General features: G+C 72.3%; 13 protein-coding genes. 10 read left to right on the top strand and 3 right to left on the bottom strand.

Annotation, left to right across the window (positions count from 1 at the left end):
• Positions 1 to 21 precede the first annotated feature (21 nt).
• From IF11_RS0130045 to IF11_RS0130065, 5 genes are all read left to right on the top strand, one after another.
• A complete protein-coding gene (locus tag IF11_RS0130045) occupies positions 22 to 1,083 on the top strand; it encodes a segregation and condensation protein A (protein ID WP_051746362.1) in 1,062 nt (353 codons plus the stop codon).
• A gap of 92 nt (positions 1,084 to 1,175) precedes the next feature.
• On the top strand, positions 1,176 to 1,742 hold the full coding sequence (gene scpB / locus IF11_RS0130050) for an SMC-Scp complex subunit ScpB (RefSeq protein WP_240627723.1): 567 nt from the start codon (positions 1,176 to 1,178) through the stop codon (positions 1,740 to 1,742).
• Entirely contained in the window at positions 1,742 to 2,941 is a 1,200-nt protein-coding gene (locus tag IF11_RS0130055) for a pseudouridine synthase (protein WP_030354920.1), read from the top strand. Before scpB ends, IF11_RS0130055 begins: the two co-directional genes overlap by 1 nt.
• Before the next feature lie 135 nt (positions 2,942 to 3,076).
• The gene (locus IF11_RS0130060; RefSeq protein ID WP_030354921.1) at positions 3,077 to 3,820 is read left to right on the top strand and encodes an NUDIX hydrolase; all 744 of its coding nucleotides are present in this window, start codon (positions 3,077 to 3,079) and stop codon (positions 3,818 to 3,820) included.
• The gene (locus IF11_RS0130065; protein ID WP_030354922.1) at positions 3,817 to 4,839 is read left to right on the top strand and encodes an ADP-ribosylglycohydrolase family protein; all 1,023 of its coding nucleotides are present in this window, start codon (positions 3,817 to 3,819) and stop codon (positions 4,837 to 4,839) included. Before IF11_RS0130060 ends, IF11_RS0130065 begins: the two co-directional genes overlap by 4 nt.
• A 23-nt stretch (positions 4,840 to 4,862) precedes the next feature.
• On the opposite strand, the gene IF11_RS0130070 is transcribed toward IF11_RS0130065, so the two are convergent.
• Positions 4,863 to 5,546 carry a nucleotidyltransferase domain-containing protein gene (locus IF11_RS0130070; RefSeq protein WP_030354923.1) on the bottom strand — a complete coding sequence of 228 codons (684 nt, stop codon included), beginning with the start codon at positions 5,544 to 5,546 and terminating at the stop codon, positions 4,863 to 4,865.
• A 125-nt stretch (positions 5,547 to 5,671) separates the two neighbouring features.
• On the opposite strand from IF11_RS0130070, the gene aroH reads away from it, so the two are divergent.
• From aroH to der, 5 genes are all read left to right on the top strand, one after another.
• Positions 5,672 to 6,034, top strand: coding sequence for a chorismate mutase (aroH, locus tag IF11_RS0130075; RefSeq protein ID WP_030354924.1), 363 nt, complete (start codon positions 5,672 to 5,674; stop codon positions 6,032 to 6,034).
• Entirely contained in the window at positions 6,031 to 7,116 is a 1,086-nt protein-coding gene (locus IF11_RS0130080; protein WP_030354925.1) for a prephenate dehydrogenase, read from the top strand. The genes aroH and IF11_RS0130080 overlap by 4 nt, the downstream gene beginning before the upstream one ends.
• A 173-nt stretch (positions 7,117 to 7,289) precedes the next feature.
• On the top strand, positions 7,290 to 8,003 hold the full coding sequence (gene cmk / locus IF11_RS0130085; protein WP_051746364.1) for a (d)CMP kinase: 714 nt from the start codon (positions 7,290 to 7,292) through the stop codon (positions 8,001 to 8,003).
• A 107-nt stretch (positions 8,004 to 8,110) separates the two neighbouring features.
• The gene (locus tag IF11_RS0130090) at positions 8,111 to 8,698 is read left to right on the top strand and encodes a lysophospholipid acyltransferase family protein (RefSeq protein ID WP_240627722.1); all 588 of its coding nucleotides are present in this window, start codon (positions 8,111 to 8,113) and stop codon (positions 8,696 to 8,698) included.
• A 66-nt stretch (positions 8,699 to 8,764) separates the two neighbouring features.
• Positions 8,765 to 10,225, top strand: a complete 1,461-nt coding sequence (gene der / locus IF11_RS0130095; RefSeq protein ID WP_030354928.1) for a ribosome biogenesis GTPase Der — start codon at positions 8,765 to 8,767, stop codon at positions 10,223 to 10,225.
• Between the two features lie 87 nt (positions 10,226 to 10,312).
• Here der and IF11_RS0130100 read toward each other — a convergent pair whose 3' ends face one another.
• Both IF11_RS0130100 and IF11_RS0130105 read right to left on the bottom strand, forming a co-directional pair.
• Entirely contained in the window at positions 10,313 to 10,666 is a 354-nt protein-coding gene (locus tag IF11_RS0130100; protein ID WP_030354929.1) for a hypothetical protein, read from the bottom strand.
• Between the two features lie 101 nt (positions 10,667 to 10,767).
• Positions 10,768 to 11,562 (bottom strand): hypothetical protein, encoded by a 795-nt coding sequence (locus tag IF11_RS0130105; protein WP_030354930.1) that lies wholly within the window; start codon positions 11,560 to 11,562, stop codon positions 10,768 to 10,770.
• Positions 11,563 to 11,812 lie beyond the last annotated feature (250 nt).

Raw genomic sequence — 11,812 nt, forward strand, 5'->3', positions numbered from 1 at the left:
GCTCCCGCCCCCAGGACCTCGATGCCCCCGCCCCCCGGTCTCCACCGCCCGTCCCGCCGCACCCTGGGCCGCGGGCCAGGGGCGTCGGTGCCCGAGCCGGCTCCCGTACCGGAGCCTGTGGCGGAGCACGCTCCCGAGCCCGCTCCCGTACCGGAGCCCGTGGTGGAGCCGGCTCCCGCGCCAGCGCCGGAGCCGGTGCCCGAGCCCGCTCCTGTGTCGGAGGCCGCGCCCGGTGACGGGCGGTTCACCGTACGGCTGGTGAACTTCGAGGGCCCCTTCGACCTGCTGCTCCAGCTCATCTCCAAGCACAAGCTGGATGTGACCGAGGTCGCGCTGTCGAAGGTCACCGACGAGTTCATGGCGCACATCCGCGCCATGGGGCCGGACTGGGACCTCGACCAGACCACCGAGTTCCTGGTCGTCGCGGCGACGCTGCTGGATCTGAAGGCCGCCCGGCTGCTGCCCGCCGCCGAGGTCGAGGACGAAGCCGATCTCGCGCTGCTCGAAGCGCGGGACCTGCTCTTCGCGCGGCTCCTCCAGTACCGCGCGTACAAACAGGTCGCGGAGATCTTCAGCGAGCGCCTGGACACCGAGGCCCGGCGCTATCCCCGTACCGTCGGACTGGAGCCGCACCACGCCGCGCTGCTCCCCGAGGTCGTGATCAGCATCGGGCCCGAGGGCTTCGCCCGGCTCGCCGTGAAGGCGATGCAGCCCAAGCCCAGGCCGCAGGTGTACGTGGAGCACATCCACGCGCCGCTGGTGTCGGTGCGGGAACAGGCGGGGATCGTCGTCGCGCGGCTGCGGGAGCGCGGCGAGATCAGCTTCCTGGCGCTCGCCGAGGACGCCGCGGACACCCTCACCGTCGTGGCGCGCTTCCTGGCGCTGCTGGAGCTCTACCGGGAGCGTGCCGTCGCCCTGGACCAGGAGGAGGCGCTCGGCACGCTCATGGTCCGCTGGACGGGCGGGGACGGTGATGTGGAGGCGGCCGTCACGGACGAGTTCGACCGTGAGTCCGGGCCGGCCGACGAAACGGGCGGGAAGCCGGCCGACGGAACGGACGAGAAGAAGAGGGTGACGGCGTGAGCGAGAGGGAGAGGGAGCGGGACCAGGCGAGGGAGCGGGCGGTGGGTACGGTCGCGGAGCTGGACCTCAAGCCCGCGCTGGAGGCGGTCCTCATGGTCGTCGACGAGCCCGCCACCGAGGAACATCTCGCCAAGGTGCTCGACCGCCCCCGGCGGGCCGTCGCCGACGCGCTGCGCGAGCTGGCCGACGAGTACAGCGTGCAGCGCCGGGGCTTCGAGCTGCGGCTGATCGCCGGCGGCTGGCGCTTCTACACCCGGCCCGAGTACGCGGAGGCCGTGGAGGCGTTCGTACTCGACGGCCAGCAGGCCCGGCTCACGCAGGCCGCGCTGGAGACGCTGGCGGTCGTCGCGTACCGCCAGCCCGTGAGCCGTTCCAGGGTCTCGGCGGTGCGCGGGGTGAACTGTGACGGCGTCATGCGGACCCTGCTCCAGCGCGGGCTGGTGGAGGAGGCGGGCGCGGAACCCGAAACAGGTGCGATCCTGTACAGGACGACGAACTACTTTTTGGAGCGGATGGGCCTGCGGGGCCTGGACGAGCTCCCGGAACTCGCGCCCTTCCTCCCCGAGGCGGACGCGATCGAGGCCGAGAGCCAGGAAGGCGTTCCGTCGTTCGATCCGGACGCACCGGATACCCACGCAGACGACAAGACGGAACTTTGATGCGAAGCAACGGCAGGAACAGCGGAAGCGGCAACAGGAACGGCGGAGGCGGGAGCGGCGGCGGCAACCGGGACAACCGGGGAGCCGGCAGCGGGCGTGACGACGAGCAGAAGCGGCCGTCCCGCCCCCGTCCCGAGGAGCGCCGTTACGACGTCGGCCGCTCGGGTCCCACCGGTGGTTCCGGCGCGTCCGGGGCACCCGCCGGCTCGCGCCGTTCCGGTGGCTCCGGCGGTTCCGGCGGTTCCGCGGGCGGTGCCTCCGGCGGGGGCTCCCGTCAGGGCGGTGCCCGGGGCGCGGCGGCCCGCGGCGGTGCCAAGGGCGGTCCCAAGCCTTCGCAGAGCGGTGGCCGCGGCGGTCCGCGGCGCGGTGCGCCGTCCCGTCCGCGCGAACTGGACGCCAAGATCGAGCAGCGCAACCGCGACCGGTACGCGGACCGGCCCTCGGTCAAGACGCCGAGGACCAACCCGGGCGCCGAGCAGGAGGGCGAGCGGCTGCAGAAGATCCTCGCCCGCGCCGGCATGGGCTCGCGCCGGGCGTGCGAGGAGCTGATCGAGCAGGCCCGGGTCGAGGTGAACGGCGAGATCGTCCTCGAACAGGGCATGCGCGTTGACCCGGACCGCGATGAGATCAAGGTCGACGGGCTGACGGTCGCCACGCAGTCGCATCTCTTCTTCGCGCTGAACAAGCCGGCCGGGGTCGTCTCCACGATGGGGGACCCCGACGGGCGGCAGAACCTCGGCGACTACGTCACCAACCGCGAGACCCGGCTCTTCCATGTCGGCCGGCTCGACACGGAGACCGAGGGCATCATCCTGCTCACCAACCACGGTGAGCTGGCCCACCGCCTCACGCACCCCAAGTACGGCGTCAAGAAGATCTATCTCGCCGCGATCCAGGGCCCGCTGCCGCGCGATCTGGGCAAGCGGCTGAAGGACGGCATCCAGCTGGACGACGGCTACGCCAAGGCCGACCACTTCCGGGTCGTCGAGAACACCGGCAAGAACTACCTGGTGGAGGTCACCCTCCACGAGGGCCGCAAGCACATCGTCCGCCGGATGCTCGCCGAGGCGGGCTTCCCGGTCGACCGGCTCGTCCGGACGTCCTTCGGGCCGATCCCGCTGGGCGACCAGAAGTCCGGCTGGCTGCGCCGCCTCACCAACACCGAGGTGGGCATGCTGATGAAGGAAGTCGGGCTGTAACCACCGCTCGACAACCACCGCTCGACATCGCGAAGCCCGCGGCCGTATGGTCGCGGGCTTCTTCCTTGTGCGGACGGCCCGTTCACCTTTATAGTCAACGTGACCATTAAGTGTGACCGTGAGGGGGTGGCGGCCATGACGATCCGGGGACGGCGCGTGCCGGGGGGCTACGACCCCGCCGCCTTCGAGCCGTTCGCGGTCACCGTCGATCTCGCCGTCTTCACCGTGCGCCTGGGCCGGCTGCACGTACTCCTCGTCGAGCGGGGCGAGGAACCGTACCGGGGCGACTGGGCGCTGCCCGGCGGCTTCGTACGGCCCAGGGAGTCCGCCGGACAGGCCGCCCGCCGCGAACTCGCCGAGGAGACCGGTCTGTTGGCGCGGACCGCGGGCGCGCTCCATCTGGAGCAGCTGCGCACCTACAGCGATCCGGACCGCGACCCCAGGATGCGGGTGGTGTCCGTGGCGTACGCCGCGCTCATCCCCGATCTGCCGGAGCCGCGCGGCGGCGGGGACGCGGCCCGCGCCCAGTGGGTGGAGTTCGGCGCCCGCGGGCCGCTCGCCTTCGACCACGAGCACATCCTCGCCGACGCCTACGACCGGGTCGGCGCCAAGCTCGAATACACCTGTCTCGCCACGGCCTTCTGCCCGCCCGAGTTCACGCTCGGGGAGCTGCGGCAGGTGTACGAGACGATCTGGGGCGTGGCTCTCGACCGCCCCAACTTCCGGCGCAAGGTCCTCACCACGCCCGGTTTCGTCCAGGCGCTGGAGGGGCCGCCGCGCCGGACGGGTGGCCGGGGGAAACCGGCCGCGCTGTATCGCGCGGGCTCCGCCACCACGCTGCACCCACCTCTGCTGCGACCGGAAGGACGGAACGCATGATCATCGCGAGGGCCCTGACCAAACAGGCTGCCACGGGCTCGCTGATCGGGCTCGCGCTCGGTGACGCGCTGGGCTTTCCCACCGAGTTCAACGATGTGCCGTCGATCCTGGCCAAGTGCGGTCCCTGGCGGGAGATGGCGCTGCCGGAGCCCGCGTTCGTCACGGACGACACCCAGATGACGCTGGCGTTCGCGCGCGGGATCAGGACCGCGATGGACCGGGGCGTGCTCGGTCCGCTGCGGCTGGAGCGGCCGGTGCGCGACGAGTTCGTCCGCTGGTACCACTCCCCGGACAACAACCGCGCCCCCGGCGCCACGTGCCTGACCGCCTGCAGACTCCTCGACAGCGACCGCCCCTGGCAGCGGGCCAGCCGGATCGACTCCAAGGGCTGCGGCGCCAATATGCGGGTCGCGCCGATCGGACTCGTCCCCGGCCTCAGCGACGAACAGCGCGGCGGCGCGGCGCAGTTGCAGGCGGCGCTCACCCACGGCCATCCGACGGCGCTGGCCGCCTCCGATCTGACGGCCCGCGCGGTCTATCTGCTGGCGCACGGCGGTGAGCCGCAGGGGCTGGTGGGCCAGCTGCGCTCGTACGCGTACGAGAACCGCGAGCACTACTACCACCGCTGGCTCGGCGACCTGTGGAGCCTCTCCGGCGACCCCACGCCCGAGACCTTCATCGCCCGGGGCTGGGACGAGTGCCTGGAAGCCCTGGAACGCCTCCAGGAGGCCCTGCGCACCCCCTCCCCGGAGACCGACCCCTGCCTGGCCACCGGAGACGGCTGGATCGCCGAGGAAGCCCTCGCCACCGGCCTGCTCTGCTTCCTCCTCTTCCCCCAGGACCCGCTCACCGCCCTGCGCCGCGCGGCCTGCACGAGGGGCGACTCCGACTCCCTCGCCTGCCTCACGGGCGCGTTCGCGGGCGCCCACCTGGGCGCGGGCGCGTGGCCCCAGGAGTGGGCGGAGCGGATCGAGTACCACGGCGAGCTGATGGCGCTGGGAGCGCTCTGGGATTCTTGAGCCGCGTGGGTGAGCCGCGCGTGTCAGAGCGCTGAGGCGCGGCGTGTGCGGGTCAGGAAGTCTTCGACGCGCGCGTGGTCCGGCTCGGGTGGCAGGGGGGAGCGGGGGGCCGCCTCGTCGGATTCGGCGACGAGGCGGGTCACACGGCGCTCCACCTCGGGCCAGGGGACCTCGCCCCGCTTGACCGCCAGCAGCCGGTCCCGGTCCTCGCCGACGTCGATCACCAGACTGCCCGTACGCAGCAGATCCCGGCAGGAGGCGAGCAGTCGCAGCAGATGCATGGCGTGCTTCCAGCGCGGGGCGCCGTGCCGGCGGACGTCCGCCTCCAGCTTCTCGCGCTGGCCCTCGGCGTAGCGGACGAAGGTCCGGTGCGCGTGGCGGGACAGGAACGCGTCGCGCAGGGCGAGCAGTTCACGGCCGGTGTCGTCGATCCGCTCCACGAGCGGGGAGTGCAGACACTCCAGGACATTGGGGTTGGTCCGGAGGGCGAGGTGGCAGAAGCGCTCCAGCTCCCAGGAGAACTGCTCCGGGGCCGGGCCCTCGACATGGGCCGGCGGCTTCTCGAAGCGCCAGAAGAGCGGGGTCGGGGCGAGGAAGACACCGCGCCGGTCGGTGTCGCTCCCCTCCGTCGCCAGTCCGAAGGCGCGCGAGCCCATCACACACGCGTAGACGGTGTGTTCACGGACGAGCGCTTCCGGCGAGGTCATGGACGAGAGGGTACGGGGACACCGCTCCGCGTTCCCGGGCATTTCTCCCGGGGAACGGTCGCCGCGCCCCCGTTCCCCGCGGCTGACTACCCTGGGACGAGCACTCGATCACTGAGGAGAACGTCGTGGCGGTACGAGCGGTCCGCGGAGCGGTCCAGCTGGAGCGGGACGAAGCCGGGCACATGGACGACCAGGTCAGGCAGCTCCTCACCGCGATCCTTGAGCGCAACGCGCTCACCGCGGACGATCTGATCAGCGTCTGGTTCACGGCCACGCCCGATCTGCACAGCGACTTCCCGGCCGCCGCGGCCCGCGGGCTCGGCATCGTCGACGTCCCCCTGATCTGCGCGCAGGAACTGGACATCGCGGGCGCCCTGCCGCGCGTCGTCCGTATCCTCGCCCATATCGAGTCCGACCTCCCCAAGTCCCAGATCGCGCACGTCTACCTCGGCGCCGCGGCTGCCCTCCGCAAGGACATCGCCCAGTGAGAACCGCCGTCGTCATCGGTACGGGCCTGATCGGCACCTCGGCGGCGCTGGCCCTGGCCGGCCGGGGGGTCACCGTCCATCTCAGCGACCACGACCCCTCCCGCGCCAGGACCGCCGCCGCGCTCGGCGCGGGGACGGACGAGGCGCCCGAGGGCCCCGTCGACCTCGCGATCATCGCCGTACCGCCCACGCATGTCGCCGCCACGCTCTCCGCGGCGATGCGCGACGGCGTGGCCCGCGGCTATCTGGACGTGGCCAGCGTCAAGGGCGGCCCCCGGCGCGAGCTGGAGGCGCTCGGCCTCGATCTCGCCGCGTACATCGGTACGCACCCCATGGCCGGCAAGGAGCGCTCGGGACCGCTGGCCGCGACCGCCGATCTCTTCGAGGGGCGCCCGTGGGTGCTGACCCCGACCCGGGACACCGACACCGAGGTGCTCAACCTCGCCCTGGAACTGGTCGCGTTGTGCCGCGCCGTGCCGGTGGTGATGGACGCCGACGCGCACGACCGCGCGGTCGCCCTCGTCTCGCACACCCCGCAGCTGATCTCGTCGATGGTCGCCGCCCGGCTTGAGGAGGCCGACGAGACGGCCGTACGCCTCTGCGGCCAGGGCATCCGCGATGTCACCCGGATCGCGGCCTCCGACCCCGGGATGTGGGTCGAGATCCTCTCCGCCAACCCCGGCCCGGTCGCCGACGTACTGGCCGGGGTCGCCGCCGACCTCGGGGAGACGGTCGAGGCGCTGCGCGCGCTCCAGTCCGCGGACGCGGACAAGCGGCGCGGCGGGGCCGCCGGGATCGAGGACGTCCTGCGGCGCGGCAACGCGGGACGGGTACGGGTGCCGGGCAAGCACGGCGCCGCCCCCGCGACGTACGAGATCGTGGCCGTGCTCATCAGCGACCAGCCGGGCGAGCTGGCCCGGATCTTCGCGGACGCGGGCCGCGCCGGGGTCAATGTGGAGGACGTACGGATCGAGCACGCGACCGGGCAGCAGGCGGGCCTGGTACAGCTGATGGTGGTGCCGTCGGCGGCTCCGGTGCTCTCGGCGGCCCTGCGGGAACGCGGCTGGTCGATCCGGCAGTAGTCCGCCGGTGGTCCCGCGGTGGTTCCGCCGTAGTCCCTCAGTAGTCCGGCGCGGTGGTCCGCGTCCCGCCGAACGGGTGCATTCGGGGTCCTGAGTACTCGGTAACCTTGTGCGGGGGCGTATGTGCGTCCCCGCACATCGACCCCCTTGAACCAGGAAGGTGTCCGACCCCCGTGGACAACGGAGCAACCCCCGCCCGGACCGCACCGGCCGCAGTGATCGTCGCCATCGACGGGCCCTCCGGCACGGGCAAGTCGAGCACCTCCAAGGCCGTGGCCGCCCAGCTCGGGCTGAGCTACCTGGACACCGGCGCGCAGTACCGCGCGATGACCTGGTGGATGATCACCAACGGTGTCGACGTCTCGGACCCCGCCGCCGTCGCGACCGCCGCGGGCAAGCCCGTGCTGGTCTCCGGGACCGACCCGGCCGCTCCCACGATCACCGTGGACGGGGCGGACGCCTCCGGGCCGATCCGTACCCAGGAGGTCACCTCCAAGGTGAGCGCGGTCAGCGCCGTGCCCGAGGTACGGACCGTCGTCACCGAGCTCCAGCGCTCCATCGCCTCGGCCGCCGGGAAGGGGATCGTGGTCGAGGGCCGCGACATCGGTACGACCGTGCTGCCGGACGCCGACGTCAAGGTCTTCCTCACCGCGTCCCCGGAGGCGCGCGCCGCCCGGCGCAGCGGTGAGCTGAAGGGCAAGGAGGCGACCGATGTCGCCGCCACCAAGGACGCCCTGGCCAAGCGGGACGCGGCCGACTCCGGCCGTAAGACGTCCCCGCTCGCCAAGGCCGGCGACGCGGTCGAGGTGGACACCACGGATCTCACGCTCCAGCAGGTCATCGAGTGTGTCGTGACCCTGGTCGAGGAGAAGCGGGCCGCGCGGTGAGCACACCGTCGGCACCGGCGGCGAGAGCCACGTCACCGAAGGACGCGGCCCCGGCCCCGGCCTCGGAGAAGGGCGCGGCGGTCGGGCGCGGCATCGGCATCGGGCTGATGTACGGCCTGTGGAAGCCGCGGGTGCTGGGCGCGTGGCGGGTTCCGGCGAGCGGCCCCGTCATCCTCGCCGTCAACCACGCGCACAACATCGACGGCCCGATGCTGATGGGCACCGCGCCCCGGCCGGTGCACTTCCTGATCAAGAAGGAAGCGTTCATCGGCCCGCTCGACCCGTTCCTGCGGGCCATCGGCCAGCTGAAGGTGGACCGTACGGTCGCCGACCGCGCCGCGATCACCGACGCGCTCGGGGTGCTCAGGGACGGCGGGGTGCTGGGGATATTCCCCGAGGGCACCCGGGGCGAGGGAGACTTCGCCTCACTGCGCGCCGGGCTGGCGTACTTCGCCGTACGGTCCGGGGCGCCGATCGTGCCGGTGGCGGTCCTGGGCAGTACGGAGCGCCGGGGCCGGCTGATACGGGCGCTGCCCCCGCTGCGCAGCCGCGTGGACGTCGTCTTCGGCGACGCCTTCGAGGCGGGGGACGGCACCGGACGGCGCACCCGCAAGGCGCTGGACGAGGCCACCGCGCGCATCCAGGAGCGGCTGACCGTCCACCTGGAAAACGCCAGGCGCCTGACCGGGCGCTAGGAAAGACTTGAGTAGTGCACCGCGTGTCCGCGGTGCACCGATCACGATGAACGAGGTACGGACTTCATGAACGACCAGATCGACTCCGCCGACGAGCACGGAGAGCTCGGCGATGCCGAGTACGCGGACTTCATGGAGCTTGCCGCTCAGGAGGGGTTCGAGCCCGAGGAGGTGGAGGGTGCGATCGATGAGGCCGGTCACGGCCCGCTGCCCGTCCTCGCCGTCGTCGGCCGACCGAATGTCGGCAAATCCACTCTCGTGAACCGGATCATCGGCCGCCGCGAGGCGGTCGTCGAGGACAAGCCCGGAGTCACCCGCGACCGGGTCACCTACGAGGCCGAGTGGGCGGGCCGCCGCTTCAAGATCGTCGACACCGGCGGCTGGGAGCAGGACGTCCTCGGTATCGACGCCTCCGTCGCCGCCCAGGCCGAGTACGCGATCGAGGCCGCCGACGCGGTCGTCTTCGTCGTGGACTCCACGGTCGGCGCGACCGACACCGACACGGCCGTGGTCCGGCTGCTGCGCAAGGCGGGCAAGCCCGTCGTGCTCTGCGCCAACAAGGTCGACGGACCGAGCGGCGAGGCCGACGCCACGGCGCTCTGGTCGCTCGGGCTCGGCGAGCCCCACCCGGTCTCCTCGCTGCACGGCCGGGGCACCGGCGACATGCTCGACGCGGTGCTCGAAGCGCTGCCCGAGGCCCCGGCGCAGACATTCGGCACCGCCCTCGGCGGCCCCCGCCGTATCGCGCTCATCGGCCGCCCGAACGTCGGCAAGTCGTCCCTGCTGAACAAGGTCGCGGGCCAGGACCGCGTCGTCGTCAACGAGATCGCGGGCACCACCCGCGACCCGGTCGACGAGCTGATCGAGCTGGGCGGCGTCGTCTGGAAGTTCATCGACACCGCGGGTATCCGCCGCCGGGTCCATCTCCAGGAAGGCGCGGACTACTACGCCTCGCTGCGTACCGCCGCCGCCGTCGAGAAGGCCGAGGTGGCGGTGGTACTGATCGACACCAGCGAGTCCATCAGCGTCCAGGACCAGCGGATCATCACGATGGCCGTCGAGGCGGGCCGTGCCCTGGTCATCGCGTACAACAAGTGGGACACCCTCGACGAGGAGCGCCGCTACTACCTGGAGCGGGAGATCGAGACGGAGCTGGCACAGGTCGCCTGGGCCCCCCGGGTGAATGTGTCGGCGCGCACCGGCCGCCATATGGAGAAGCTGGTCCCGGCGATCGAGACGGCCCTCGCGGGCTGGGAGACGCGGGTCCCGACCGGCCGGCTCAACGCGTTCCTGGGCGAGCTGGTCGCCGCGCATCCGCACCCGGTCCGGGGCGGCAAGCAGCCCCGCATCCTGTTCGGTACGCAGGCGGGCACGAAGCCGCCGCGCTTCGTGCTCTTCGCCTCGGGCTTCATCGAGGCCGGCTACCGGCGCTTCGTGGAGCGCCGGCTGCGTGAGGAGTTCGGCTTCGAGGGCACCCCGATCCATATCTCCGTACGGGTGCGCGAGAAGCGCGGCCGCAAGAAGTAGGCCGGGAAGCCCGGACGTACATCACGCCGGAAGCGGTGGGGCCCGGCACGGACGAATCCGTGCCGGGCCCCACCGCTTCCGGCGCTGTCATCTGCCCCGGCGGGGGCCCGGGGGAAGAGCGGGCGGGAGCGCCGCCTGCGCCGGCCGTCCCGTGTGCTGCCGGGGATCGCGCTGCCAGGAGCCGGGGTACGGCGTATGCCCGAGCCCGGAGTGGGCGCCGTACCCGCCACGCGCGGCGTGCAGCCCGGTGCCGAAGGCCGTGAAGCCGAGATTCTCCTCATTGCTGCGGTCACCGGGCAGCGCCCTGAACGACCGGCGGAATTCGGAGTACAGCGCGTCGTAGATCGGGGTCGTGGAGAACCCGTCCGCGACATCCTGCGCGGGGCGCATGGAAGGGATATGGCTCTGGTACTGCTGGCGGGTGGGGTCGTATGAGTGCACGTACGTGCCAACGACCTCATCGCCCGTCGGATGCGGGCTGTCCTGGGAATTCGCCGTCGCGGTGACGCGCCGCGACGGGCGGACGGGGCGCGTGGCCTCGGTCACGTGCCGGCCAGCGGCATCGCCGCGGCGACCAGCCTGCCGTTGGCCGCGGCCTTCTCCAGGGCGTCGCGCAGCAGGTCCTCGCGGGGCTGCTGGCCGATCGAGCCGACCGGCGCCGCGAAGACCAGTACGGTGTGCGACTTGTTGGCGGCGGTCCGCCAGCCCTCGGTGACCTGGAGCGGCTGATGGGCCTGCCACCACGCGGTCGGGGTGCCGCCGCCGGTGCCGGGCTGGAGTACGGCGTGCAGCTGTCCCATGGCGAGCAGCACCGACCAGCCGGGCAGCGGGGCGGGCACCTGGTTCAGATCACCGAGCGGCTGGAAGCCCTGCTCGATGAGGAGCGGCAGGAACTCGTCGGTGGTGGCGTCCGAGCCGGGCCGGACGATCGGGGCGGTCGGCTCGACGACCAGGGCGGGGTGCAGATCGCCCTCGATCAGCACCAGACCGCTGGTGACCCCCAGCACGGCCTGGTTGGAGCTCGCGGCGGGGGCTCCCTGCGCCCTCTGGGGCCGGGGCTCGCCGCCGGTGATCGACCGGACCGCCCCCTGGAGCTGGTCCTCGGCGACCTGGACGACCTGGGAGGGAATGCAGGTGGCGTGGGCGAAGGCGAGAACGGCGGTCTCCTCACCGACGAACAGCACGGTGCTGGTCCGCTCCTGTTCGGAGTCGCCGGGGGTCCGGCAGGACGTGCAGTCATAGCTGCCCGGGGAGTTCTCGCCGGAGAGCAGCCGGTCGGCTTCTTCGTCGCCGATCTCGGCGCGTACGTCCTCGCTGACATCGAGCATGCGCGGCACGGGTGGCTCCTCGAACTCGGTGCGTGGGCCGGGCTGTTCCCGGCTCGTACAGAAGACAACGGGCGAGCCGTCGCCCGGGTCACGCGCGAAGGGGCACGGAATCGAACCATCCCGGGCCGGGCGCGGGCCATCGGCCGGAACGGGACGGTACGGCTCAACGCCTGCCGGGTGAAAGGAAGTTGAACCGAAAGACCGCAGTGCCGGTCCGTACATGGACAGATGGACAGGTCGACAAACCGGGAAATCAGCG

This window comes from Streptomyces scopuliridis RB72, assembly GCF_000718095.1.
GTDB lineage: Bacteria > Actinomycetota > Actinomycetes > Streptomycetales > Streptomycetaceae > Streptomyces > Streptomyces scopuliridis.

Coding starts and splice junctions, on each gene's coding strand:
- IF11_RS0130055 (WP_030354920.1), top strand. CDS start 1,742: ATGCGAAGCAACGGCAGGAACAGCGGAAGCGGCAACAGGAACGGCGGA.
- der (WP_030354928.1), top strand. CDS start 8,765: ATGAACGACCAGATCGACTCCGCCGACGAGCACGGAGAGCTCGGCGAT.
- scpB (WP_240627723.1), top strand. CDS start 1,176: ATGGTCGTCGACGAGCCCGCCACCGAGGAACATCTCGCCAAGGTGCTC.
- IF11_RS0130045 (WP_051746362.1), top strand. CDS start 22: ATGCCCCCGCCCCCCGGTCTCCACCGCCCGTCCCGCCGCACCCTGGGC.
- IF11_RS0130090 (WP_240627722.1), top strand. CDS start 8,111: ATGTACGGCCTGTGGAAGCCGCGGGTGCTGGGCGCGTGGCGGGTTCCG.
- IF11_RS0130070 (WP_030354923.1), bottom strand. CDS start 5,546: ATGACCTCGCCGGAAGCGCTCGTCCGTGAACACACCGTCTACGCGTGT.
- IF11_RS0130060 (WP_030354921.1), top strand. CDS start 3,077: ATGACGATCCGGGGACGGCGCGTGCCGGGGGGCTACGACCCCGCCGCC.
- IF11_RS0130065 (WP_030354922.1), top strand. CDS start 3,817: ATGATCATCGCGAGGGCCCTGACCAAACAGGCTGCCACGGGCTCGCTG.